The following is a 25,801-nucleotide window of genomic DNA, read 5'->3' on the forward strand; positions in this document are numbered from 1 at the left end:
GGGGACACGGGGGTGCTCCGGCCTATCCTGGCGTCGTGGCCGACGACCGTCTCACAGCGGAGAGCACCTCATGAAGATCCATCTGACCAGTGTCTTCGTCGATGACCAGGCCAGGGCGCTGAGCTTCTACACCGAGATCCTGGGCTTCGTGAAGAAGCACGACGTCCTGGTGGGCGCGCAGGACCGGTGGCTGACCGTCGTATCGCCCGACGAGCCGGGCGGCACCGAACTCCTTCTGGAACCGGCACGCCACCCGGCCGCCAGGACCTACCGCGACGCACTGGTCAAGGACGGCATCCCGCTCGCACAGTTCGCCGTTGACGATGTCCGGGCGGAGTACGAGCGCCTGTGCGGCCTCGGCGTGCGGTTCACCCAGGAGCCCGCGGAGATGGGACCCGTCACCGTCGCCGTGTTCGACGACACCTGCGGAAACCTGATCCAGCTCGCTACCAAGCCGCAGTAGCCGTCCTCGTGCGGGCGGGCGAGCCCGGGACAGTGGGAGTTGGCCCAGGTCCGCCCGCTCGCACGCAGACGGCCGCTACTTCTTCGGGAGCCATGCCTTCCAAGTGGCCTCGTTCTCCTTGACCCACTTCTCAGCCGCCGCCTCCGGCGCCATCTTCTGGTCCGCGATCATCAGCGCGACCGCGTTCTGCTGCTCTGTCGTCCACTTGAAGTTCTTCAGGAACTGGGCCGCGTCGCCGCCCTTCTCGGCGAAGTCGGCGTTGAGCCACTTCTGGAGCGGGGTGTGCGGGTAGGCGCAGGCGACCTTCTCCGGGTCGGCGTCGCAACCCTCCTTGTACTCGGGCAGCTTGACCTCGACCATGTCGATCTCGGCGTTCAGCCACTGCGGCGTCCACCAGTACGTCAGGAAGGGCTTCTGCTCCTTCGCGTACTTCTTCATCGCCGTGATCTGGGCCGCCTCGGAACCGGCGTAGTTGGTCTTCAGATCCAGCTTCAGGTTCTTGATGATCGCGTCATCGTTGGTGACGTAGTCCGGCGAGCCCTCCAGCAGTTCGCCCTTGTCGCCGCTCTCCGCCGTCCTGAACTCCTTGGCGTACTTGTTGAGGTTCTTCCAGTCGGTGACATCGGGGTGCTTGTCGGCGAAGTACTTGGGGACGTACCAGCCGATGTGGCCGGTGACGCCCATGTCACCACCGCTGACGACGGTCTTCTTCGTCTCGACGTACTGCTTCTCCTCCTTGGGGTGGCCCCAGTCCTCCAGCACGGCGTCGATGTCGCCCTTGGACATTGCGTCCCAGGCGAGCACCTCGCCCATCTGCTGGGTCTTGACCTTGTAGCCGAGCTCCTTCTCCAGGATGTGCTTGGCCACGGCCACGTTGGCCTGGGCGCCGACCCACGAGGGGACGGTCAGCTTCACCGTCTTGTCGCCGCCGACGTCACTGCTCTTGCCGGTCTCGGCGGCGCTGCAGGCGGAGAGGGAAAGGACACCGAGGGCGCCGACGAGTGCAATGGCGGTGCGGGTGGTGCGTGAGTTTCGAACAGTACGCATGGGACTTGATACTCCTGTCGTTCAGGCAAAGAGGAACGGCTGTGCGGGGGTCAGTTGTGCTTGCGCGCGCCGCGCGCCGCAGGCTGGGTGATCCGGTCCAGGACGAGCCCCAGGCAGACGATGGCGATACCGGCCGTCATACCGAGGCCCATCTCGCCCCGGGACAGGCCCTTCACGACGTCGTACCCGAGCGCACCGCCACCGACGAGACCGCCGACGACGACCACGGCCAGCACCAGCACCACGCCCTGATTGACGGCGAGTTGCAGCGCCGGGCGAGCCAGCGGCAGCTGAACGCCGAAGAGCTGTTGGCGTGCGGACGAGCCGAGCGAACGCGCGGCCTCCATCGCGCCAGGGTCGACCTCGCGCAGGCCCTGGGTGGTGATCCGTACGACAGCGGGCAGCGCGTACACGACCGCGGCGACGATCGCCGATGTGCGGGTGGCGCCGAACAGCGCGACCACCGGGATCAGATACACGAACTGCGGCATCGTCTGCATCGCGTCCAGCAGCGGACGCAGCAACCGTTCCACCCATCCGGCGCGTGCGCTGAGCACACCGATGAGGATGCCCAGCACCAGCGTGACCACGAGCGCGGCCAGTACCTGGGACAGCGTGTCCAGGGACCTGCTCCAGACACCGAGCGCGCCGATGGCGCCCATCGCCGCGGTCGCCGTGAGCGCGGAGACCCAGTTGCCCACCAGCCAGGCCGCAGCCGCCACAAGCAGCAGCACCGACCACCATGGCAGCCACATCAGCGTGTCCCGCAGCGGGTTCAGGATCCACAGTGTGAACTCGCGTGCCCAGACCTCCACAAAGGCCAGATTGCCGGTGATCCACTCCTGCACCTGGTTCACCGGCGTGGAGATCTCGTACGTCCACGCCTCGGGCCAGGTGCTGGTGCGTACGGCGGCGGCGGCGCCGGCACCCAGGGCGACCAGCGCCCAGGCCCGCCCGCCGTGCAGCCAGCCGCCGCCCGGTTCCGTGGCGGCCAGGCGGTCACCCGCGGCGGCCGTCGTACGGTCCAGCCAGATCGCGATCAGCACGATCGGGACACCCGCGGCGAAGGCCTTGCCGACGTCTGTCGTGGACAGCGCCGAGTAGACCTCTTCGCCGAGGCCTCCGGCGCCGACCAGGGCGGCGATGACGACCATCGACAGCGCCATCATGATCGTCTGGTTGAGACCGAGCAGCATCTGCTTGCGGGCCAGCGGCAGCCGGGCCGTCCACAGCCGCTGCCAGCCGCTGGCGCCCAGCGACTGCGCGGCCTCCAGGGCGCCCGCGTCGGCGCCGCGCAGGCCCAACGCGGTGAGCCTCGCCATCGGCGGAGCCGCGTAGATCACCGTGCAGAACAGCGCGGCGGGCGTCCCGGTGCCGAAGACCAGCACGAACGGCAGCAGGTAAGCGAACGCCGGGAGCACCTGCATGGTGTCCAGCACCGGGCGCAGCGCCCGGTCGAAGCGGTCGAAGACTCCGGCGAGCAGTCCGATCAGCGCGCCGAGCAAGGCCGCCACCGCCACGGCCACCACCATGAGCGCGATGGTGATCAGGGTGGCGTCCCACATGCCGAGCAGTCCGCACACGGCGAACGCGCCGAGCGCGGTGAGCGCCACACGGGCGCCGCGCGCGCCGAGTCCGGCGGCACGCCAGGCGACCAGCACTCCGGCGGCGACCACGCCCAGCCAGCCGAGCGCGTCAAGGCCCTGGTACACGCCGTTGACCGCCTCGGTCGCCGTGTTGGACAGGTGCAGCAGGAAGTAGAGGAAGAGGGGGTGGGTGTCTCGGTTGTCGATCACCCAGTCGTTGGCGCCGTCGAGCGGCGCCGAGATGTCCACGGTCAGCGCCGTCGGCCAGGCCCCCCCGCCGAGCAGCAGTGCGCCGAGCACGATGAGCGCGGCGAGGGCGCCGCCGCCCGCGAGCAGTCCGCGCCGACGGCGTACGAAGTCGCCGAGTCCGCCGGCCTGCCCGGGTGCCGCGTCCGCGGCTCCAGGCCTGTCGGCCTTCGTCACTGAGTCCACTGTGATGCCGCTCATCCGCACCACCTCGCCTTCTGAGCCTGCCAGGTCATGGCCGTTCGTCCCGGTCCGTCCTTGCCTGTCATGCCGCCACCGCCTTCGGGTCGACACCGGCGACCACGGCGAGCAGCGCGGCGTGGTCGACCACACCGACGCAGCGGCCCTCGTCCATCACCCGGGCGGGCACGCCCACACGGGCGACCGCCTCGATGGCCTCGGAGACGGTGGCGTCGGGAGACACCGCGGGACCGGCCTCGGTCTCCTTGGCGTCGTCGACCGGGCGCATCGCCGTACGGACGGTCAGTACCTGCTCGCGCGGCACATCGCGGACGAAGTCCCGTACGTAGTCGTCGGCGGGCGAGCCCACTATCTCCTCGGGCGTGCCGAGCTGCACGATCCGGCCGTCGCGCATCAGCGCGATCCGGTCGCCGAGGCGCAGCGCCTCGCTCAGGTCATGGGTGATGAAGACCATCGTGCGGCCTTCCTCGCGGTGCAGCCGGACGACCTCATCCTGCATGTCGCGCCGGATCAGCGGGTCGAGCGCGCTGAACGGCTCGTCGAAGAGCAGCACCTCGGGGTCGACGGCGAGGGCGCGGGCGAGGCCGACGCGCTGCTGCTGACCGCCCGAGAGCTGGCCGGGGCGACGGTGCTCCATGCCCTCGAGCCCGACCTTGGCGACGAACTCGGCAGCCTTGGCGCGGCGGGCCGAGCGGCCGACGCCCTGGATCTCCAGGCCGTAGGCCACGTTGTCGAGCACGGAGCGGTGCGGCAGCAGGCCGAAGTGCTGGAACACCATCGACGCCCGGTGCCGGCGCAGTTCACGCAGCCGCGCCTTGTCCATGGACAGCACGTCCTCGCCGTCGATGGCGATCGAACCGGAGGTCGGTTCGATCAGCCGGGTCAGGCAGCGGACGAGTGTCGACTTTCCGGAGCCCGACAGACCCATGACGACGAACACCTCGCCCCGGCGCACGTCGAAGCTCACATCGCGCACAGCCGCGGTGCAGCCGGTGCGTTCGCGCAGCTCGGCGGGGTCGAGAGCGGCGAGTTCGGCCGACTGCGGGACACGGTCGGCCTTGGGTCCGAAGACCTTCCACAGGTCGCGTACGGCGAACACCGGTGAGTCGTCAGCGGCGGTCGGGGCATCGGCCGCGGTCGCCTCGGCGGCCTTGTCGGCCGCGGTGGCTTCGGCAGCCGCAGTGGCCTCAGTGGCTTTGGTCGTTTCGGTCATCGGGTCTCACTCCCCGCTTCCTTCAGCAGTTCGGCACACTTCTCGCCCACCATCAGGACGCCGATCATCGGGTTCACGGCCGGCATCGTCGGGAAGACGGACGCGTCCGCGATACGGATTCCGTCCATGCCCCTGACCTTCAGGTCGGGAGCGACCACCGCGAGTTCATCGGCCGCGGCACCCATGCGGCAGGTGCCGGCCGGGTGGTAGACGGTGTGCGCGACCTTGCGCGCGTACTCGTTGAGCTCCTCGTCGCCCGTCACCTCAGGGCCGGGGCAGACCTCCCGCTTCAGCCAGCCCGCGAGCGGCTCGGCCTGGGCGATCTCACGGGCGATGCGGATGCCGTCCACGAGGGTGCGGCCGTCGTAGTCGTCCTCGTCCGTGAAGTAGCGGAAGTCGAGCGCGGGCTTGACCTCCGGGTCGGGGCTGGTGAGGTAGACCCGGCCGCGGCTGCGCGGCTTGGGGATGTTCGGCGTCATCGACACACCGTGCGGCGGGCGTTCGTAGCCGAGCCGCTCCGGATTGTCGGTGAACGGGATCTGGTAGAAGTGGAACATCAGGTCAGGGCCCTGGTGTTCGGGGTCCCGGCGGACGAACAGACCGGCGTCGGAGTCCATCGCCGAGTTCTCCGGAATCGGCCCGTGGGTCTCCCAGACGATCACCGACTCGGGGTGGTCGAGCAGGTTCTCGCCGACACCCGGCAGGTCGTGGACGGCGGGGATGCCCAGCGCCTCCAGGTCGGACTTGGGCCCGATTCCGGAGTGCATCAGCAGCCGCGGAGTGTCGACCGCGCCGGCGCAGACGATGACCTCGCGCCGCGCGGTGATCAGCCGCTCCTCGCCGTCCTTGCCGCGCACATGGACGCCGGTGGCGCGGGTGCCGTCCAGCTCCAGCCGGTAGGCCCAGGTCTCCAGCAGGATGGTGAGGTTGGGCCGCTCGTCCATGACCGGATGGAGATAGGCCACCGAAGCCGACGAGCGCTTGTTGTTCCCGGGGTGGTAGGCGAGGTCGAAGAAGCCGACACCGTCGTCGAACGGCTTCTTGTTGAAGCCCTCGACGCGAGGGACCCCGAGCGCGGACTGGGCGGCGTCCACGAAGTCGCGTGCGATCGCGTTACGGTCCGCCTCATCCACCGGCACGATGTTGTTGAGCAGCCGGTCGAAGTACGGGTCCATCGCCGCCGCGTTCCAGCCCTCGGCTCCGGACTCCGCCCATTCGTCCCAGTCGGACGGCAGCGGCTTGAAGGCGATGAGGGTGTTGTGCGACGAGCAGCCGCCGAGCACCCGGGCGCGGCTGTGCCGGATGTGCGAGTTGCCGCGTGGCTGCTCGGTGGTGGGGTAGTCGTAGTCCAGCTCCCCGCCGAGCAGACCCATCCAGCGGCGCAGGGTCAGCACGTCATCGCGGCCGACGTCGCTCGGACCGCCCTCGATGACGGCGACGGTGGTGTCCGGGTTCTCGGTGAGGCGGGAGGCGATCACCGAACCCGCGGTACCGCCCCCGACCACGACATAGTCGTACTCGGGTATGTGCTTGGCCTTGTTCATGGTGTGTTTTCCGCTCCGCGTCTGTCTCAGCCTGCGAACCAGCGCACGGGGCGCGGGGCGAGGTTCTGGTAGATGTGCTTGGTCTCGCGGTACTCGGCGAGCCCTGCCGGGCCCAGTTCCCGGCCGATGCCGGACTTGCCGAAACCGCCCCACTCCGCCTGCGGGAGGTAGGGGTGGAAGTCGTTGATCCAGACCGTGCCGTGGCGCAGCCGCCCGGCGACCCGCCTGGCACGCCCGGGGTCGCCGCTCCACACGGCGCCCGCGAGGCCGTACTCGGTGTCGTTGGCGAGGGCGACGGCCTCGTCCTCGGTGCGGAAGGTCTCCACGGTCAGGACCGGACCGAAGACCTCCTCGCGGATCACCCGCATGCCGCGATGGCAGCGGTCGAGGACGGTGGGCCGGTAGAAGTAGCCGGGGCCTTCGGGCCGGATGCCGCCCGCGCGCAGCACGGCGCCTTCGGTCAGGGCGGACGCCACGTAGTCCTCGGTCCTGGCGAGCTGCTGCGCGGAGACGAGGGGGCCGCACTCGACGCCCTCGTCCGTGCCGCGGCCGATACGGATCTTCTCGGCGCGGCGGGCGAGCTCGTCGACGAAACGCTCGCGCAGGGACTCCTCGATGATCAGCCGGGAACCGGCCGAGCAGACCTGGCCGCTGTGGATGAAGGCGGCGTTGAGGGCCTGGTCCACGGCGGTGTCGAAGCCCGCGGCGGTGGCGCAGGCGTCGGCGAAGACCACGTTCGGGTTCTTGCCGCCGAGTTCCAGGGCGACCTTCTTGACGGTGTCGGCGGCGGCGCGCATGACCTTGGTGCCGCTGACGATGCCGCCGGTGAAGGACACGAGGTCGACATCCGGGTGCTCGGCGAGGCGCGCGCCGACGGTGTCGCCGGCGCCGGTGACGATATTGGCGACACCGGCGGGGAGTCCCGCCTCCTGGAGCAGACGGATCAGCGCGACCGTGGTCAGCGGGGTGATCTCGCTGGGCTTGATCACGAAGGTGTTGCCGGCGGCGAGCGCCGGGGCGATCTTCCAGCTGGCCTGGAGCAGCGGGTAGTTCCAGGGCGTGATCAGCGCGCACACGCCCACGGGCTCATGCACGACCACGCTGTGGATCTCGCTGGAACCGGCGTCCACGACACGACCGGTCTCGTTCACGACCAGGTCGGCGAAGTACGCGAACGCGTCGGCGACGCAGTCGATGTCGACCCGACCTTCCTCCACCGTCTTGCCGGCGTCCTGGCTCTCGAGCAGCCCGAGCTGCTCGCGGTCACGGCGCAGCAGCCCCGCGACCCGCCGCAGCAGGGCGGCCCGCTCGGCCACCGGAGTCCGGGGCCAGTCACCGTGGTCGAACGCGCGGCGCGCGGCGTCGATCGCTGCATCGGTATCCGCGACGCCACCCTCCGCCACGACGGCGAAGGCGGTGGCGTCGACGGGGTCGAGGATCTCTCGCGTGGCCCCGGAGGCAGCTTTGCGCCAATCTCCGTCCACGTGGATGGTCAGTTGTACCGACACGTCGCGTTTGGCCTTCCATTCCCGGTATGTCTCCCACCAGCAAAGACTGGTGAGCGGATCGCCTGCCCCGGGGTCGGGAAAGCATGCGTGGAGGCTGGCCGGAAGTGGCCGGCCTCACTCCTGTCGGGCAGACCGAGAGGCCTGGGACGCCGGGCGACGACACGAGGGGGCCGCGCTCCGGCAGAGGTCAGCACGTATGGCGCGACGGAGAGCGAGCGAGCACTACCGCTACGTGACACATACGCCGGTGCCGGGCTCGACGGCTACCCGGTGCGGCCCCGGCAACCCCACCTGGTCAGCGGAGGCGGAAACACCAGCGACGAGGCGGAACACCGGCGTCCCGTGTGCCGGTGCCCTTTCGCCGCGCACCGCTACCGCGCACCACCGCTCGTACTCGGCGCCGATGGGTCGTGAACGCCCGGCAGGTCAGTCGTGCGACGCCCTGGCCACGACGAACGACACCAGCCGGGCCGCTCCGGCGCCGAGTGCCGACCAGCCGGTGTCCACGGCGAACACGGCGAAGGCAGAGGTGGGGAACTTCTCCGTCATCCAGGCGAGGGAGTCCGGGTCCGCGTCGCCGCTGAGCGCGGCGGCAAGCTCCTCGATGCCGGGGTTGTGGCCCACCAGCAGCGCCGTGACCGTGTCCGGGGACACCTCGCGCAGCACGGCCATGAGCTCATCGGATCCGGCCTCGTACACCCGGTCGTCGTAGGTCACCGGCAGCTGCCCGCCACCTAGGGGCGCGGCTGCGTTCTCCCAGGTCTCGCGGGTGCGGCGGGACGGGGAGCAGATCACCAGATCCGGTACGCAGTCCATCTCGCGCAGCAACCGGCCGGCCTCCGCGGCGTCGTCACGGCCCTGCGGGGCCAGCGGGCGCTCATGGTCCTCGACGCCCTGAGGCCTCGCGGATTTGGCATGCCGCAGCAGCACCAGACGGATGCCGCTCTGCTCGTTTCCGCTACCGGGAGTCATGGCCCCAGGTTGACACAGGGCCCGTCAAAGCGCTCTGGGGCGCCACACCGCGGTGTGGCGCCCCAGAGCGAAGTTACTGAATGCGGCGGAAGCCGCATGGCATCCGAATGAACTAGATGAGGCCGAGGCCGCGAACCGCCTCGCGCTCCTCCGCCAGCTCGGCGACGGACGCATCGATACGGGTGCGGGAGAACTCGTTGACGTCCAGACCCTGGACGATCTCGTACTTGCCGTCCTTGCAGGTGACGGGGAAGGAGGAGATCAGCCCCTCCGGCACATCGTAGGAGCCGTCGGACGGGATACCCATGGAGGTCCAGTCGCCCTCGGCGGTGCCGTTGACCCAGGTGTGGACGTGGTCGACGGCGGCGTTGGCGGCGGAGGCCGCGGACGAGGCGCCGCGGGCCTCGATGATCGCCGCGCCACGCTTGGCGACGGTCGGGATGAAGGTGTCCGCCAGCCAGGCCTGGTCGTTGACGATCTCCGCCGCGTTCTTGCCGGCGATCTCCGCGTGGAAGATGTCCGGGTACTGGGTCGCGGAGTGGTTGCCCCAGATGGTGAGGCGCTTGATGTCGGAGACGGCGGCGCCGGTCTTGGCGGCCAGCTGCGAGATCGCGCGGTTGTGGTCGAGGCGGGTCATCGCCGTGAAGCGCTCGGCGGGTACGTCCGGGGCCGCGGCCTGCGCGATGAGCGCGTTGGTGTTGGCCGGGTTGCCCACGACGAGGACCTTGATGTCGTCCGCGGCGTGGTCATTGATGGCCTTGCCCTGCGGCTTGAAGATGCCGCCGTTGGCGGAGAGCAGGTCACCGCGCTCCATGCCCTTGGTCCGCGGACGGGCGCCGACCAGCAGCGCGATGTTGGCTCCGTCGAACGCCACGTTCGGGTCGTCGGTGATCTCGATGCCCTGGAGCAGCGGGAAGGCGCAGTCGTCGAGCTCCATGGCGGTGCCCTCGGCGGCCTTCAGACCCTGCGGGATCTCCAGCAGGCGCAGCTTGACCGGCACATCCGCGCCGAGCAGCTGGCCGGAAGCGATGCGGAAGAGCAGTGCGTAACCGATCTGGCCGGCCGCGCCGGTGACGGTGACATTCACGGGAGTGCGGGTCATAGCGATCTCCGTAAGACAGCTGGCGGTGGGGTTCCCTGCCCCGGGTGCTGGATATCACCGCACCGGCGTGATCGATGCGTCGTGGCGATGAAGACACCGTCGTGATCGATCTCTCGACGTGAAGAGATATCCGGCGTCAGGCTATCCGACCCGGAGCCACCCCACTGCCGCCCCCTGCGCAGTGCCGCCCCCATGTGGTGCGGCTCACTCGGGCCGCACTCCGGCCGGCAGGGCGCGCGGGCGCGTTCGGGGGCGCGGCGGCACGGAACGCGTGGGGCGCCCTGCGCCGCGCGCACTGCTCACTGCTCACTGCTCACTGCTCGGTCGTACATCCCTTCGTCCCGGCCGTCAGGGTCGCGCAGGCCTTGGCCTCCGCCTCCGAAGTCGCCGCGACCATCGGGGTGTAGGCGTCGCCGTCCGCGTTGACCAGGCCGTTCTCCGCGGCGTCGCCCGCCGATATCGATACCGTGTCCCCCGCCGCCGCTTCGGTTATCCGCGCCCAGGCAGCCGCGCAGGTCTCGCTGTAGCGGACCTCGACCACGGCCGTACCGACGGTGGCTCGCGCGGAGGTCACGGCGAGCTGACCGCCACACCCCATGCTCTCCGGGTCCTGACCCGTGCAGTCGGCACCGGAGCACTTGACCCCTGCGGGCAGCTCGGGGGCGCTGATGCGGGGAGTGGCGGACGGCGCCTCGGCCACGGTCCGGCCTTCGGGCTTGTCACCACCACCCCCGAGGTCCGTCAGCAGTACGGCTGCCGCGACCACCAGCAGCGCGCCGACGACACCTGCGATGAACAGCGGCGCCCTGCTGCGACCGCCTCGCCCACCCACCGCACCCGGCTCGGCGGCACGCCCTCCGGCACGCTGCTGGGGAATGGAGTGCAGCCCACCCTCCCGAGCGGGACCGTGGGCATCACCGTACGCATCACCGCCAGGGCCGGACGCTTCCGCTGTCCTCGAGAAGCCTGCCCTCGGGCCGGATCCGCCCGACAGGCCCGGCGCGTCCGCGCCGAACTCCCCGAGCGCCGCCCGTGCCTGCGAAATGCGGATGGCCTCCATCGTCATGTCGTGCCGCATCTCGGAGCGGCTCCAGGCACGCTCCGCCAGCTCCCACATGGTGGTGAGGTGGGCCGGGTTCGTACCCGTCACCTCGGCGAGCGCCACGATCGCGCGCTTGGGTGCGAGCAGCCGGCCGTTCAGATAGCGCTCCCACGACGTCTTGCTGAATCCCGTCCGGTCCGAGACGGCCGCGACGCTCAGCCCACTGCGGTCCACGAGCCGCCGCAGCTGGTTGGCGAATTCCTTGACCTGAGGGTCCAGCTCTTCCGGTAGCGCCTTCCAACGAGGCATTGCTCCCCCTTGTCCCCCCGACGTGCCTGATGTGCCCCGCGCTGTAGTGCCCCTGCCACAACCCCGGGTCGCCGGGAGGGACGCGCAGAGTCAGGATGTTAGTTCCTATGCCCCGGGCGCACGGGGGCATTCGGGACATATACGCACGCCCATGTGTGCTCGCGTCCAGAAAGCCCGCCCCAGTCTCGCATCCGCGCGCCACGTTCACACCACGGCGGAATCGTCACCTCCGCGCCACAGACACCTGATCGCGCTTGCGTCACGCTTGGCGCGCGCATGACGCTGTTGCCCATGGCGGCGCCCGTCCTCCCACGGGGGAGAGGGCGGGCCCGTCACAGCGCGGCAGCGCACAAGCCGAACGAGCACGACACAGGCGTCGGACGAGCACGAGCGCGGCCACGAGCACCCCCGCCACCCCAGCCGCCGACAGCACGAACGAAGCCACAACACCCGCACGGCGGTGCACCCGAGCCGTCCACGGGCAGGCGATCCCGGAGCGATCCACCGCAGAACGAGCCGTCCCCGAGCGGGCCGCCGGACACCGCCGCCTCTCCCAGGGAGGGCTCGGCCGGACTCGACCCTCGTTTGCCACCACCTCGGCCGACCTGCGTCCCATAAGATCCCCAGCCGTCGGTTTTCCCTGGATAGACGCGGAGTTGGCGCCGGGGGAGGCAGTAGCCGGCGTCGTGCGCCCGCCGGGGCCTGCGGGACAGCCCTTAGCGAAGGGTGAAGCGGACCGCGTCCTCCAAGAACGGGATCTCCAGCCAGGGCTCGGGTTGAGCCATCAGCGCGAGCAGCACGATCACGACTCCGAGCAACCCGTACGTGACCATGTCGGTGAACCGTGAACGCACCGCCAGCATGCCCACGGAGGGCAGCACTCGCCGCAGCACCGCTCCGGTGAGCAAGGCGACACCGACGAGCACCGTGCCGACGCGGAACGACTGCGGGAACGGGTCGGTGCCGACGATCAGCAGTCCGAGCGCCGCCAGCCCGATCACCGTGAGCAGCGGCCACTGGCGGGCCGGCGCCGGGGCGTCTCCGGGTGCCGCCCGCCCGCCGCCCTCCGGGCGGGCGGTGTCACGGGTGACCTTGGGCGGACGACGGGACCGGGACGCGCTCGCCTGCCGGACTTCCCCTTCGCCGCCTCCGGAGGAGTCCGAATGCCCCTCCGGGGACGGCTCGTCACGCGTCACGCCGGACACCGCGTCAGCCGGCTGGACGCGTGGTTCGTCACGACCCACCCCACTCGGCTCGTCACTCGCTCGGTCGAGCAACGGCTCGCTGCTCGTTCCTTCGTGCGGCGGCTCGCAACTCGTTCCGTCGAGCGATTCAAGCGGTTCGTCCGTGTCTTCCGATTCGGCGTCACGATCCGGGGTGTCCGGCCCCGGTGCGGGCTTGCCCATGACCGCTCAGCCCGTGGCGCCGGCTGCGGCCCGCTCGGCCGCCTCGACAACATTGACCAGCAGTTGCGCACGGGTCATCGGGCCGACGCCGCCGGGGTTCGGAGCGACCCAGCCCGCCACCTCCGCGACACCGGGGTGCACATCGCCGACGATCTTCCCGCTCTCGTCGCGGCTGACACCCACGTCGAGCACAGCGGCGCCCGGCTTCACGTCTTCCGGCTTCACCAGGTGCGGCACACCCGCGGCGGCGACGATGATGTCGGCCTGCCGAATCTGGGCGGACAGGTCGCGGGTGCCGGTGTGGCACTGCGTCACCGTCGCGTTCTCGGACTTGCGAGTCAGCAGCAGCGGCATCGGTCGCCCGATGGTGACCCCACGCCCCACGACCACGACATGCGCACCGTTGATCTCCACGCCGTGACGGCGCAGCAGCGTAATGATGCCCGCCGGGGTGCAGGGCAGCGGCGCCTTCTCGTTGAGCACCAGGCGCCCCAGGTTCATGGGGTGCAGCCCGTCCGCGTCCTTGGCCGGGTCCATCAACTCCAGCACACGATTGGTGTCGATGCCCTTGGGCAGCGGCAACTGCACGATGTAGCCCGTGCACTCGGGGTTGTCGTTGAGCTCCCGGACGACCGCCTCGATCTCCTCCTGCGAGGCGGTGGCGGGCAGTTCGCGCTGGATGGACGCGATGCCCACCTGCGCGCAGTCACGGTGCTTTCCAGCCACGTACTTCTGGCTGCCGACGTCCTCACCGACGAGCAGCGTTCCCAGGCCGGGCGTGACGCCCGCAGCCTTGAGCGCCGCCACGCGGGCGGTCAGATCGGACTTGATAGCGGCTGCAGCGGCCTTGCCATCGAGAATCTGGGCGGTCATGAGCCCATCCTCGCGGATGACCCCTGTCCTGTTCCAATTCGGGTCACCACCCGGCGACACGAGATTGCACTTATGCAACACATACTCTTATCGGCTGGACAAAAAACCGGTCATTCGACCACGATGTCCTGGCGCAGTGTCGGGGGGCAAACCGCTAGTTTTCGTGACTCTCCTCCGTCAGGACCGCGCCGTCCCCGCAATCCAACGGAGGAATCCTCGCCATGAGCTTCGGCGACCCGAACAACCCCTACGGGCAGCAGCCCCAGCAGCCGCCTCAGGGCCAGCCCGGGTACGGTTACCCGCAGCAGGCGCCGCAGGGCATCCCCCAGCAGGGCTACGGCTACCCGCAGCAGCCTGGGCAGTACCCGCAGGCTCCGCAGGCCCCCGGCACGATCCAGGCGAACAACGGCTACATCAACATCCCGGCGCTGGGCACCGTCGAGATCGCCACGATGGGACGCCGACTCGGCGCCCGACTGATCGACGGCGTCATTTACACAGTCGTCTACTTCATCCTCAGCGCGATCGGCCTCGCGGGCGCCAGCAGCGCGGCGAACGACCTCCAGGAGTGCAGCAAGCTCGATCCGCTGACCCCTGCTTACGAGACCTGCATGAACGACGCCTCCGAGGCCGCCGGCGGCGTGTTCGCCGCGATGTTCGGCTTCATCATGATCTTCGCCCTCGTCGGGCTGCTCTACGAGTGGCTGATGGTCGCGTTCTTCGGCGGCACCGTCGGCAAGATGGCCCTCGGGCTGAAGGTCGTGAAGGAGAACACGGGTCAGGTCCCGGGCGTCGGCGGCGGCTTCATCCGATGGATCATCCCGATGGCCGGTGCGCTGCTCTGCGGTATCGGCCAGCTGCTGGTCTACCTGTCCCCCTTCTTCGACAACTCGGGCAAGGTCCAGGGCTGGCACGACCGCGCCGCCGGCACCCTGGTCGTCAAGAAGTAACACCCGCGCCGCGTCACCACCCGACGCGGCGATGAAGGCCGTAGCCCCGCCATCCGGCGAATTCCAGGGGCTACGGCCTTTCGGTGTCCACCGGTCAGTGGAAGAAGTGACGCGTCCCTGTGAAGTACATGGTCACGCCCGCGTTCTTCGCGGCCTCGACGACCTGCTCGTCCCGCACCGAACCGCCCGGCTGTACCACGGCTCTGACGCCCGCCGCGGTCAGGATCTCCAGACCGTCCGGGAAGGGGAAGAACGCGTCCGACGCGGCGTAGGAGCCGGCCGCGCGCTCCTCACCCGCACGCTCCACCGCCAGTTTCGCGGAGTCGACACGGTTGACCTGGCCCATGCCCACGCCCACCGAAGCACCGTCCTTGGCGAGCAGGATCGCGTTGGACTTCACCGCGCGGCAGGCGCGCCAGGCGAAGGCGAGTTCCGCCAGCTGAGCAGAGTCCAACGCGTCGCCGGTGGCCAGCGTCCAGTTCGCCGGGTCGTCGCCGTCCGCCTGGAGCCGGTCGGTCACCTGCAGCAGGGCGCCACCGTCGACCGGCTTGACCTCGACCGGTGCCGCGGGGGCAGCGGGGCAGCGCAGCACGCGGATGTTCTTCTTGCGGGCGAGGACCTCGACCGCACCGTCCTCGTAGCCGGGGGCCACGATGACCTCGGTGAAGATCTCGGCGACCTGCTCGGCCATCGCCACGGAGACCGGGCGGTTGACAGCGATCACCCCGCCGAACGCCGACAGCGGGTCGCAGGCATGCGCCTTGCGGTGCGCTTCGGCGACATCGGCGCCGATCGCGATACCGCAGGGATTGGCGTGCTTGATGATGGCCACGCACGGCTCGGTGTGGTCGTACGCGGCGCGCCGCGCGGCCTCCGTGTCCGTGTAGTTGTTGAACGACATCTCCTTGCCGTGCAGTTGCTCGGCCTGCGCGAGCCCGCCACCCGCCTCGGTGACGTACAGCGCGGCGTCCTGGTGGGGGTTCTCGCCGTAGCGCAGCACGTTGGAACGCCGGTAGGTGGCGCCGATGAAGTCAGGGAAGCCGCTGTCCTCGGCTGTGGCGTACGAGGACGCGAACCAGGACGCCACGGCCACGTCGTAAGCGGCCGTGTGCTGGAACGCTTCGGCGGCGAGGCGCTTGCGGGCGGTCAGGTCGAAGCCGCCGGCGGCGACGGCGGTCAGTACGTCGGCGTAACGCGCGGGGCTGGTGACGACCGCAACGGAAGGGTGGTTCTTGGCGGCGGCGCGGACCATCGAAGGGCCGCCGATGTCGATCTGCTCGACGCACTCATCGGGGCTCGCACCCGAGGCCACGGTCTCGCGGAAGGGGTAGAGATTCACCACGACGAGGTCGAACGGTTCGACGCCAAGCTCCGCGAGCTGCTCACGGTGCGCGTCGAGGCGCAGATCGGCGAGGATCCCGGCGTGCACGCGCGGGTGCAGTGTCTTTACCCGGCCGTCGAGGCACTCGGGGAATCCGGTGAGCTCCTCCACCTTGGTGACCGGGACACCGGCGGCGGCGATGCGGCCCGCGGTCGATCCGGTGGAGACCAGCTCCACCCCGGCCTCGTGCAGCCCGCGGGCGAGCTCCTCCAGGCCGGACTTGTCGTAGACGCTGACCAGCGCGCGCCGGATGGGCCGCTTCATGGTTTCGGCGGTCACGGGATAACTACCTTTCGTCCCTCAATGCGGTAGCCGTTGCGGGCCAGACGCCCCACGACATCGACGAGCAGCTGACGCTCGACTTCCTTGATGCGCTCATGAAGAGCGGCTTCATCGTCCTCGTCCCGTACGTGCACCACGCCCTGCGCGATGATCGGACCGGTGTCGACGCCGTCGTCGACGAAGTGGACGGTGCATCCGGTGACCCTGACGCCGTACGCGAGCGCGTCGCGGACGCCGTGAGCCCCGGGAAAGCTGGGCAACAGGGCGGGGTGCGTGTTCACGAACCGGCCGCCGAAACGGGCGAGGAAGGCCTCGCCGACGATCTTCATGAAGCCCGCGGACACCACGAGGTCCGGCTCGTGGGCAGCGGTCGCCTCGGTCAGCGCGCGGTCCCACTCCTCGCGGGTGGCGTGGTCCTTGACCCTGCACACGAAGGTGGGGAGCCCGGCGCGCTCGGCGCGCTCGAGACCGGCGATCCCGTCGCGGTCGGCGCCGACGGCGACGATCTCGGCGCCGAAGCCTGCGGGCCCCCCGGGATAGGCGTGGATGGCGTCGAGCAGCGCCTGGAGGTTGGTGCCGGATCCGGAGACCAGGACGACGAGGCGGGCGACGGCCACGGGGACTCTTTTCGCGTTGCGGTACAGCGGGCGTGATTGCGTTTGTATGGTCATACGAACAAAACGAGTCCGGTGATACGGGGAACTCTACGAAGCCGTCGACCGTCAGCAACGATACCGGCACACCAAGCGGCCCCCACGGGACGGGGGCGTGGCCGGGAGGTAGCGTCTGGGGCAGGGCACTTCCGCGGACGGAAGTGCTCGAGCACAGCCGGAGACCCGGCGGTACTCAGCAGTAGCCAGAGGGGAAGACACTCGTCACATGCCGTCCACGCCGGACCGAAGCCGCCGCATGGCTCTCCGCTTCCCGCTCGCTCGCGAGCAGCGCTCCCTGATGCTGGGGTCCACGCTGCTGCGTGATCGCCAGTCCGCGGAACCCACGGAGGAGTCCCGAGACGACAGCAACCCCTTCGCCCCGCCCCCCGAGGGCTCGCCCGACCGGCCGTGGCAGCCGCGGCAGGGAGCCGGGGGCGAGGGAGACGGCACCGACGAGGGCGACGGCAGCCAAGGCGGCAGGGGTTCGTCGTCGGGCTGGAGCGGCGGCCAGTGGAGCAGCCGCCAGCCGGGACGCTCATCGGGCGGCGGCTTCGGCGGCAGGCCCGGCGGGCAGGGCGGGCCCGAGGGCGGCGGCCCGGGGAGCGGTATGCGCTGGGATCCGACGGACCCGGCGCAACGACGAGCCCGTTACGCCCTGCTCGCGGGCATGTGGGCGTTCTTCTTCGTGCTCTTCGACCTCGCGGAGATCGCCCTGCTGCTCGGCGTGCTGGCGCTGTACTGGGGCGGTAGCTCACTGCGCGCCAAGTCGCGCCGCGAGGCCTCGGCGGCGAACGCAGCGAGCGTGGCCGGCGGCTCGGGGGCGGCGGCCGGCGGTGCGGGCGCTCAGGCGGGTGGGGGTAGACCCCAGGTGACAGCCGCGGTCAGCGGCATGGTCATGGCGGTAGTCGCGCTCCTGATGGTGGCCACGACCTTCACGATGCAGCTCGTCTACAAGGACTTCTACACCTGCCGGGACGACGCCCTCACCAAGTCGGGCCAGCTCGCGTGCAACGAGCTGCTGCCCGATTCACTGCGCAAGGTGATCGGCGTCCAGGAGTAGTCAGGGCCGGTCATGCCGGACCCCAGGGGCGGCATCAGGGTCCGGCCTGGGGCTCTGGGCCGCCGGAGCCGAGCCCGTCTCCGCACCCGCGCCCCCACCCCCTTCGGGATGCGGGCAGCCCGCGGCTGCATCCACGCCGGGTTCCGTCTCCGTATCGGGTTCCGTATGCGTGTCGGCGCCCGCACAGTCGGGTGCGGATGCGGAACCCGACACGGAACCCGACACGGATACGGATACGGCTTCCGAGTCGGAACCGTCCTGCTCCGGAGCCCCCGGTCCGGCACCCACCCCAGCCCCCGGCACCGGCTCCGCACCGGCGGCAGGCAGCTCCGGGCCGGTCCCGCCCCCCGTGCTCCGCTCCAGAGCCGCGAGCTTCAGCGCCGCCCGCTTCGACACCGACGAGCAGACCTCGCGGAGCGAAGCCACCGGCCCGTCGCCGCGGGACTCGCGGCGCATGCGCCAGGTGTGCGCACCGACCGCAGCCGGGACGCCGACCGCCGCCGTCCAGACGAACGCCGCCGCGCCGGTGAGCCACCAGACCGGACCGAAGGCGGCCAGCCTCCCTGTCCCCAGCGGGCCGCCGGCCCAAGCCGCCAGCAGCGCCATGAGCGCCGCACACAGCGCGGCGGAGAGCAGGGCGACGCGGGCTGTCTCACGGCGTCCCCAGGAGCCGTCCTTACCGTCACCCCGGTTGCCGCCGTCCACCGCGCGCCCGGCGTACGCCGCACGGCTCGCACACCGGGCGATGACACCGCCCGCCGCCACGGGCACGGCGGCACACGCCGCCATCAGCGGCGCCTCAAGGCCGTGCGCCGGCATCGCCGCGAGCAGCGGGAAGTGGAGCTGCCCGGGGTCTCCCGTGACGGCGAGCGGCCCCGCCGCGCCGCCTGTGCCGAGCGCAAAGCCGGGACCGAGAGCGAACGCGGCCCCCCACACGGCGGCGTTCGGCACGAGGGTCAGGGCCAGCACCACCACCGCGATGCGCCCGGGCCAGTCCGCCGCGAGCCATACGAGGGACTCCCCCGCCGACTGCCTGTGCCACGCCAGGGACACCCCGAGCAACAGGGCACCACCGCCCGCCAGGGTCGCGGTCGCCGCACCCGCCGCACGCAGCGCGACGACGCACCGGATGCGTACGCGGGGGGTGCACAGGGCCTCGGGCACCCAATCGGGGAGTGGTCCGAGCGGTCGCCCGCAGGCCGTCCAGGCACCTGCCGCCGCCGACAGGGTGGTCACGGCGGGCAGGTGCACCGCAGTGCTGAGCGGTTCGGCTGCGAGGGCGCCACCAGTGGAGTGCACCGCCACAACCGCGGCGATCGTCAGATATCCGCAGGTCACCCCGGCCAGCACCAGCCCCACCGCGCCTCGGGCGCCTGCCCCCGATTCGAGCGTGTCACGCACCGCGCGGTGCGCCGCCCACACGGGCAGCACCACCAGGAGCAGCGGTACGACCCCGACGGGCGCGGGGGCGCCCGAAAGAGTGTCCGCTCGGACGAGTTCCGCGCCATGCGCCAGCAGCCACAACCCGGAGGCCACATGCAGCGCTCCACGCGGTCCGCTGTCCGGATAGGGCGAGCTGATCCACATCAGGGTCACCGGGACCGCCAGCGCGCCGAAGCCGAGCCCGGCCGCCATCACACCTCGCAGCACGGCTGCCGTGAGCAGGACGGCGGGCGGCCGGGCACCCTGTACGGCCACCGCTTCCGCGGGGCTGCGGTCAGTCATCTGGGTCACTCGGCCATGCTGCCAAGATGGCCCGATTGATCCGGGTAACGAGCAAATAGCCGTGGTGTCGCAGAAGATACTTTTATGTACCGTTCGTAACGGCACCGTCACCGACCCCCATGGAGCCTCCATGAGGCGAAGCACCCCGGACCCCGCCGAGAACCGTGAGAACGCCGAGAAGCGCGAGAAGGGTGAGCAGCACGAGCAGGGCGAGCAGCACGAGCAGGGCGAGCAGGGCGAGAACGCCGAAGCGGCCGAGGGTCCCAAGCCGCCACCCAGGACCGGCGAACCCGCCACGCACACCAAGCACGCCGCCAAACTGCCGCCTCCCAAAGAGCGACGCCGACTGCGCGAGTCCAAGTCCCTCAGCGAGGAGCAGCTCGCACAGGCCGTCGGAGTCACCCGGGCGACGGTCCGCTCCTGGGAAACCGGTCGGATCAGCCCGCGCGGACGCAAACGCGTGGCCTACGCCAGGCTGCTCGCCTCGTATCAGGCGGAGCTGGCGGCGAAGGACACGCCCGTCGCCCAGGCGGAGCGGGAAGCCGGCTGGGCGGAGGCCACCCGGGACCAGGACGACCGCACCGATGACACCCTGGTGCTGCCGAAGGTCGGCACGGAGCCACCGGCAGCGGCGGCGAGTGAGGCGGAGCCCGGGGAGGCCGCGCGGGACCACGAGCCGACACCTGGGCGTGCCACCGCGTCCGAGACCACTTCCATATCCGCGGCGAGCACCCACGCGGTCGAGGACCGCGTCCACCCTCACCTGGCCCAGCTCGCCGCCGAGCTGCTGCACCCCTCGCCGCACCCCGTGGGGGAACCCGCACCCAGGACCTCCGAGCAAGCATTCGACCTGCTGTACAGACGCACGATCTCCTGCCTGGTACGACAGACCTATCTGCTCACCGGCAACCGGGAATTCTCCCTGGAGGCGGTCGAGAACGCCTTTCACCGAGCGTGGCAACGCTGGCCCGAAGTGGCCGTCGACCCCGATCCTGCAGGTTGGTTGCGGGTAGCAGCGTACGAGTACGCGATGTCGCCCTGGCACCGGCTCCGCCGCGGCCACCGCACGGAGCCCGACCGCCCCGAAGGCCCGGAGAGCCCGGCACGCACCGGCCCGTCGGCCAGCCGGACGCTCCGCGACGCCCTGCTCTCGCTGCCGCCCTCGTACCGTCGCGCCCTGCTGCTGTACGACGGGCTCGGGCTCGACCTTCCCGAGACCGCCGCGGAGACGGAGGCGAGCACCCCGGCTGCCGCCACCCGGCTGCTGAACGCGCGCGCGGCCGTCGCCGAGCGTGTTCCCGAGCTGCGGGAGCCGGACGCGCTGCACGAAGGACTGGCCGGACTCGCAGCGGCCCTGCCCGCACCCGAGTTCGCACCCGCGAGTGAGATGCGGGCGTGCAGCGAGAAGCGCACGCAGTTCTGGACCCGCGCCTCGTACGGACTCGCCGCCGCCATACTAGGGGCCTCGTTGCTGAGCATGATCTTCAGCGGTGTCCGCGAGGCCACCGGGAGCCCGGGCCACTCGGTCGGCGGGGTGCCGTCGAACCCGGGGCCGATGGCGGAGACTCCGGACAGCACCGAACTGCGTCAGCTGCTCCGGGACCATCCGCTGAACGGACCGGGGCGGCTCACCCCGTGTATCGGTTGATCGACCTCGACGCGAGGGGACGCGGGACGACCAAGGCCCGGGAACGCGTAAAGGGGCCCGCGCCCGGTCTCCCGGAGCGCGGGCCCCTTCCTGTCCTGGGCCGCTGGGGCCTGCCGGCCTCGGTCGGACGAGGCTCAGCCCGCGAGGATCTCGCGCGCCAGCTTGGCCGTCTCGGTCGGCGTCTTGCCGACCTTCACGCCGGCGGCCTCCAGGGCCTCCTTCTTCGCCTGTGCGGTGCCGGAGGAGCCGGAGACGATGGCACCCGCGTGGCCCATGGTCTTGCCCTCGGGGGCGGTGAAGCCCGCGACGTAGCCGACGACCGGCTTGGTGACGTTCGCCTTGATGAAGTCGGCCGCACGCTCCTCGGCGTCGCCACCGATCTCGCCGATCATCACGATCAGGTCCGTGTCGGGGTCGGCCTCGAAGGCGGCCAGGGCGTCGATGTGGGTGGTGCCGATGATCGGGTCACCGCCGATGCCGACGCAGGAGCTGAAGCCGATGTCACGCAGCTCGTACATCATCTGGTAGGTCAGCGTGCCGGACTTGGACACAAGGCCGATGCGTCCGGGCTTGGTGATGTCGGCCGGGATGATGCCGGCGTTCGACTGACCGGGGGTGATCAGACCCGGGCAGTTCGGGCCGATGATGCGGGTCTTGTTGCCCTTGGCGCCCGCGTGCGCCCAGAACTGGGCGGTGTCGTGCACCGCGACGCCCTCGGTGATGACGACCGCGAGGCCGATCTCGGCGTCGATCGCCTCGATGACCGCGTCCTTGGTGAACTTCTCCGGGACGAAGATGACCGTCACGTCGGCGCCGGTCTTCTCGACGGCCTCGGCGACGGAGCCGAAGACGGGGACCTCGGTGCCATCGAAGTCGACCGTGGTGCCCGCCTTGCGCGGGTTCACGCCACCGACAATGTTGGTGCCGGAAGCCAGCATGCGCTTGGTGTGCTTCTGGCCCTCGGAGCCGGTCATGCCCTGGACGATGACCTTGGATTCCTTGGTGAGGAAGATAGCCATGGTGAGTCTGTGACCTCGTCCCTTGTTACTTGGCAGCAGCCAGCTCGGCGGCCTTGTCGGCCGCGCCGTCCATGGTGTCCACACGCTGCACGAGCGGGTGGTTGCGGTCGTCCAGGATCTGGCGACCCAGCTCCGCATTGTTGCCGTCGAGCCGCACGACCAGCGGCTTCGTGACGGCCTCGCCCTTGGACTCGAGGAGCTCCAGGGCCTGCACGATGCCGTTGGCGACCGCGTCGCAGGCGGTGATGCCGCCGAAGACATTGACGAAGACGGACTTGACGTCCGGGTCGCCGAGAATGATCTCCAGGCCGTTGGCCATGACCTCGGCGGAGGCGCCACCACCGATGTCGAGGAAGTTGGCGGGCTTCACACCGCTGTGGTTCTCACCGGCGTACGCGACGACGTCAAGGGTCGACATGACCAGACCCGCGCCGTTGCCGATGATGCCGACCTCACCGTCGAGCTTGACGTAGTTGAGGCCCTTGGCCTTGGCGGCGGCCTCGAGCGGGTTGGCCGCGGCCTTGTCCTCCAGCTCGGCGTGCTCGGGGTGCCGGAACTCGGCGTTGGCGTCCAGGGACACCTTCCCGTCGAGGGCGAGGACACGGCCGTCGGCGAGCTTGGCCAGAGGGTTGACCTCGACGAGGAGGGCGTCCTCCGCGATGAAGGTCTTCCACAGCGTCACGAGGATCTCGGCGACCTGCTCGGCCACCTCGGCCGGGAACTTGGCGGCTTCCACGATCTCGCGGGCCTTGTCCCGGTCCACGCCGTCGTTGGCGTCGACCGGGATCTTGGCGAGCTTCTCGGGGGTCGTCGCCGCGACTTCCTCGATGTCCATGCCACCCGCGACCGAGGCCATGGCCAGGAAGGTGCGGTTGGTGCGGTCGAGGAGGTACGAGACGTAGTACTCGTCGGCGATCTCGGGAGCCGTCTCGGCGATCATCACCTTGTGGACCGTGTGGCCCTTGATGTCCATACCGAGGATGTCCGTGGCGCGGGCGACGGCCTCGTCCGGCGTGCCGGCCAGCTTGACGCCACCGGCCTTGCCGCGGCCGCCCACCTTCACCTGTGCCTTGACGACCGAACGGCCGCCCATTCGCTCGGTCGCCTCGCGCGCCGCCTCAGGCGTGTCGATGACTTCACCGGCCAGCACCGGTACACCGTGCTTGGCGAAGAGGTCCCTCGCCTGGTACTCGAACAGGTCCACGCGCGTCCGTCCCTTTGCTTCTAATCGTCGCAGTTGTGATTCGCGGTTCGTTGTCTGCGTGGGCGTGCCGCGAAGGGCAACGTGACTGCGCTGTCACTAGGGAGGCGTACACGGTGGCCGGGCACGCGGCATGTCCGTCTCGCAGCGTATCCCCGAGGGCCTTGGGTCCCTAAATCGCAGATCACAGAGCGGCGGTGATACCGGTCACAGGCAGCGTACGCAGCGGGCGGCCCCCACCCCAATGGAGGCCGCCCGTGAAGCCGCAGAGCGGGGAACCGCCGAATCGCCCGGCGCAGGTCAGCGGGGGCTGACTCAGCGCACGTGGATCACATGCTCGGTGACGTGCCGGGTGGCACTGTCGGCGTAACTCGGGGTAGTGGCCGTGACAGCGTCCTGGGCGCCGGAGACCGCGTGGGACACGACAGGCGTGGCGACGGCCGTGTCGGTCAGGTCCTGGGCGAATGGCCGCGACTCACCGGCCACCCCGCCGGCGAAGGAGCCGGTCGAATCACCCACACCGTGGGCGACGGGCCTGACCTGATCGGCGACGGTTCCGACAAGCGGTGCGACCGACCCGGTCACCCCACCGGCGAACGGCCCCACCTCGGCGACGACCCCGCGCGCGAAGAGCGGCACGTCTGCGGTGACGCCCGTGGCGAGACCACCGGCGTCACCGACTGCCTGACCGGCGACCGGGGCGACACTGGCCACGGCCCGGCCCGCTATCGGAGGCAGGGCGTCCTGCGCCGTCTCGTCCACGGCAGGGCCGGCCGCATCGATCGCGGAGTGGGCGTGCGCCGGCGCCTGCTCGAACTCCGAGACGAACGCGGACAGCGGACCGAACAGGTAGTCGATCTCGGTGTCGATCGACGTCGACTCGGCCGTGGCTTCGATGCGCTGACGGACTTCGCCACGTGCCCGGTCCCGTGCCCGGTCCGCGGCCGACACCGCCGAAGCCGCGGGCGCCGACGCCACGGGCTTGGACGCGGCAGCGTCCCGCGCCGTACCGGTGGCCGCGGACACGGCCCGCGAGCGGTCGACGTCTGCGGCCTCCGCGAGGTCCCGGATGTCCGCGGACTTGTCCTGGGCCAGGTCGGCGGCCTGGTCCGGGGTGGAGAGGGACGGCGAGGACAGCTCGTCCGCAGCGGCTGCGGCGGTGCCGACGGCCCACATACCGGCGGCACCGGCCGCGACGGCGATGGAACGGCGGATGTTCTTGTTCATATCGGGTGTTTCCTTCGGATCCGAGGGTCGGGCAGACCTGCTCCGCCCCCGCGCGGCAGGTCTCAGGCGGGGGAAAGGCCTGCCCTATCCGGGGAATTCGAGGATGTCGCGGTGGCACTCACGCAGCCCGGCGCCATCGGCCGGCTGCCTGGATCCACGCATGAGGACGAACGCCGCACCACGTGAGAACCATGCGCCCTGAGGGTCACCCGAGCGGTGCGGGTGACCGTCACCGGCGACCTGGAGTACGGCGCTTCCACCCGGCCCTCCGGGTGCGCCCGGTGCGCGACCGGGCGCCGTCGGAAGGCTCCCGCCGCGCCCGAGAAAGGCGTCGGCGAGGTACTGCGCAGGAGGGCCCGGCGGGGCGGTTCGCGGGGCCATGTCCGAGAACTCGGGTGCGGGTGCGGGTGCGGGTGCGACGAGCTGACCCTCCGCCGCGGACCCTGCGGAAACCGGACTGCGCCCCGGCACCGGAACAACGGTCGCCACCGGGACGGTCACGGCGACGGGCACGAACTGCCCCCCGCCAAGCCCGTCCCCGACGGCCACCGGGCACGTCCGCCCGGCCATGAGCCGACCGGCTGTACGGGTGGTCGTGGTGACGGCCTCACGGAAGGGCTCGGCCTCCGCGACCGGCTCGACCACCCGCAGGGCAACAGGCGTGACGGCCCGCTTGACCGCCGTCCCGACAGCCGCCGCTCCGGCCCGGGTCGCCACCGCGGCCCCGTCACGTCCGGCCGTCGACCGCGACGGCTCCACCGAATCCGCCGACGGCTCCGAACCCACCGACGACTCAAGGTCCACCGGCTGCCGCGGTGTCTCCTGCCTCGCCATCGACGTACCGTCCAGCCCACCGCCGTCCAACTCTGTGCCGTCCGGCCGGGAGGCCTCCAGGCCGGTGTCATCGGCCCTGTCCATCGGTTCGTTCGCGACCACGCGCTCCAGCAGCTTCTCCGCACCGGGCCGTTCCGCCGCCTGCGCCTCGGTGCCAAGGGCCAGCCCCAGCACCGTCAGCCCGGCGACGAGCAGCAACACCCGCACAGCGCACACCGCATAGCGCCGTGCCACCTCACGCACAGGGCGCGCGGCGGCTGCGGGCAGCGCAGCGGTGGACAACAAAACGGGTCAAGCCCTCCCCGGTAG

At 70.6% G+C, this 25,801-nt stretch carries 21 protein-coding genes; 4 read left to right on the top strand and 17 right to left on the bottom strand.

The window, feature by feature from the left end; all coding sequences use genetic code 11:
* Positions 1–70: 70 nt before the first annotated feature.
* Positions 71–463 (top strand): VOC family protein, encoded by a 393-nt coding sequence (locus V1460_RS32450; protein ID WP_338677163.1) that lies wholly within the window; start codon positions 71–73, stop codon positions 461–463.
* Positions 464–538: 75 nt separating this feature from the next.
* Here the strand turns inward: V1460_RS32450 and V1460_RS32455 are convergent, their stop codons facing one another.
* From V1460_RS32455 to V1460_RS32500, 10 genes are all read right to left on the bottom strand, one after another.
* The gene (locus V1460_RS32455; protein ID WP_338677164.1) at positions 539–1,510 is read right to left on the bottom strand and encodes an ABC transporter substrate-binding protein; all 972 of its coding nucleotides are present in this window, start codon (positions 1,508–1,510) and stop codon (positions 539–541) included.
* 50 nt (positions 1,511–1,560) lie between these two features.
* On the bottom strand, positions 1,561–3,543 hold the full coding sequence (locus V1460_RS32460) for an ABC transporter permease subunit (protein ID WP_338677165.1): 1,983 nt from the start codon (positions 3,541–3,543) through the stop codon (positions 1,561–1,563).
* A gap of 64 nt (positions 3,544–3,607) precedes the next feature.
* Positions 3,608–4,756 (bottom strand): glycine betaine/L-proline ABC transporter ATP-binding protein, encoded by a 1,149-nt coding sequence (locus V1460_RS32465; protein WP_338677166.1) that lies wholly within the window; start codon positions 4,754–4,756, stop codon positions 3,608–3,610.
* The gene (locus V1460_RS32470; RefSeq protein ID WP_338677167.1) at positions 4,753–6,300 is read right to left on the bottom strand and encodes a GMC oxidoreductase; all 1,548 of its coding nucleotides are present in this window, start codon (positions 6,298–6,300) and stop codon (positions 4,753–4,755) included. Before V1460_RS32470 ends, V1460_RS32465 begins: the two co-directional genes overlap by 4 nt.
* Positions 6,301–6,326: 26 nt before the next feature.
* Entirely contained in the window at positions 6,327–7,808 is a 1,482-nt protein-coding gene (locus V1460_RS32475) for an aldehyde dehydrogenase family protein (RefSeq protein ID WP_338677168.1), read from the bottom strand.
* Between the two features lie 426 nt (positions 7,809–8,234).
* Positions 8,235–8,780: a histidine phosphatase family protein gene (locus V1460_RS32480; protein ID WP_338677169.1), complete on the bottom strand. Its 546-nt coding sequence runs from the start codon at positions 8,778–8,780 to the stop codon at positions 8,235–8,237.
* A 112-nt stretch (positions 8,781–8,892) separates the two neighbouring features.
* On the bottom strand, positions 8,893–9,882 hold the full coding sequence (locus V1460_RS32485; RefSeq protein ID WP_338677170.1) for a malate dehydrogenase: 990 nt from the start codon (positions 9,880–9,882) through the stop codon (positions 8,893–8,895).
* Positions 9,883–10,195: 313 nt separating this feature from the next.
* The gene (locus V1460_RS32490; RefSeq protein WP_338677171.1) at positions 10,196–11,233 is read right to left on the bottom strand and encodes a helix-turn-helix domain-containing protein; all 1,038 of its coding nucleotides are present in this window, start codon (positions 11,231–11,233) and stop codon (positions 10,196–10,198) included.
* A gap of 716 nt (positions 11,234–11,949) precedes the next feature.
* Positions 11,950–12,639, bottom strand: coding sequence for a DUF3017 domain-containing protein (locus tag V1460_RS32495; RefSeq protein ID WP_338677172.1), 690 nt, complete (start codon positions 12,637–12,639; stop codon positions 11,950–11,952).
* 6 nt (positions 12,640–12,645) lie between these two features.
* Positions 12,646–13,512: a bifunctional methylenetetrahydrofolate dehydrogenase/methenyltetrahydrofolate cyclohydrolase gene (locus tag V1460_RS32500; protein ID WP_338677173.1), complete on the bottom strand. Its 867-nt coding sequence runs from the start codon at positions 13,510–13,512 to the stop codon at positions 12,646–12,648.
* Positions 13,513–13,733: 221 nt separating this feature from the next.
* Between V1460_RS32500 and V1460_RS32505 the strand changes: the two genes are divergently transcribed.
* Positions 13,734–14,462, top strand: a complete 729-nt coding sequence (locus V1460_RS32505) for an RDD family protein (protein ID WP_338677174.1) — start codon at positions 13,734–13,736, stop codon at positions 14,460–14,462.
* A 94-nt stretch (positions 14,463–14,556) separates the two neighbouring features.
* On the opposite strand, the gene purH is transcribed toward V1460_RS32505, so the two are convergent.
* The gene (gene purH / locus V1460_RS32510; RefSeq protein WP_338678301.1) at positions 14,557–16,107 is read right to left on the bottom strand and encodes a bifunctional phosphoribosylaminoimidazolecarboxamide formyltransferase/IMP cyclohydrolase; all 1,551 of its coding nucleotides are present in this window, start codon (positions 16,105–16,107) and stop codon (positions 14,557–14,559) included.
* Positions 16,108–16,118: 11 nt separating this feature from the next.
* Positions 16,119–16,742 (bottom strand): phosphoribosylglycinamide formyltransferase, encoded by a 624-nt coding sequence (gene purN, locus V1460_RS32515; protein WP_338677175.1) that lies wholly within the window; start codon positions 16,740–16,742, stop codon positions 16,119–16,121.
* Positions 16,743–17,004: 262 nt separating this feature from the next.
* Here purN and V1460_RS32520 point away from each other — a divergent pair, with 262 nt between their 5' ends.
* Positions 17,005–17,838 (top strand): hypothetical protein, encoded by an 834-nt coding sequence (locus tag V1460_RS32520; protein WP_407077564.1) that lies wholly within the window; start codon positions 17,005–17,007, stop codon positions 17,836–17,838.
* Here the strand turns inward: V1460_RS32520 and V1460_RS32525 are convergent, their stop codons facing one another.
* Complete coding sequence (locus tag V1460_RS32525) at positions 17,839–19,563, bottom strand: DUF6350 family protein (protein ID WP_338678303.1); 1,725 nt, start codon at positions 19,561–19,563, stop codon at positions 17,839–17,841.
* Between the two features lie 130 nt (positions 19,564–19,693).
* On the opposite strand from V1460_RS32525, the gene V1460_RS32530 reads away from it, so the two are divergent.
* A complete protein-coding gene (locus tag V1460_RS32530; RefSeq protein WP_338677176.1) occupies positions 19,694–21,211 on the top strand; it encodes a sigma factor-like helix-turn-helix DNA-binding protein in 1,518 nt (505 codons plus the stop codon).
* Positions 21,212–21,345: 134 nt separating this feature from the next.
* On the opposite strand, the gene sucD is transcribed toward V1460_RS32530, so the two are convergent.
* From sucD to V1460_RS32550, 4 genes are all read right to left on the bottom strand, one after another.
* Entirely contained in the window at positions 21,346–22,230 is an 885-nt protein-coding gene (sucD, locus tag V1460_RS32535; protein ID WP_338677177.1) for a succinate--CoA ligase subunit alpha, read from the bottom strand.
* Between the two features lie 25 nt (positions 22,231–22,255).
* A complete protein-coding gene (gene sucC / locus V1460_RS32540) occupies positions 22,256–23,434 on the bottom strand; it encodes an ADP-forming succinate--CoA ligase subunit beta (protein WP_338677178.1) in 1,179 nt (392 codons plus the stop codon).
* Between the two features lie 312 nt (positions 23,435–23,746).
* Entirely contained in the window at positions 23,747–24,658 is a 912-nt protein-coding gene (locus tag V1460_RS32545; protein WP_338677179.1) for a hypothetical protein, read from the bottom strand.
* An 84-nt stretch (positions 24,659–24,742) separates the two neighbouring features.
* Positions 24,743–25,774 (bottom strand): hypothetical protein, encoded by a 1,032-nt coding sequence (locus tag V1460_RS32550; protein WP_338677180.1) that lies wholly within the window; start codon positions 25,772–25,774, stop codon positions 24,743–24,745.
* Positions 25,775–25,801 lie beyond the last annotated feature (27 nt).

It is taken from the genome of Streptomyces sp. SCSIO 30461, from assembly GCF_037023745.1.
GTDB lineage: Bacteria > Actinomycetota > Actinomycetes > Streptomycetales > Streptomycetaceae > Streptomyces.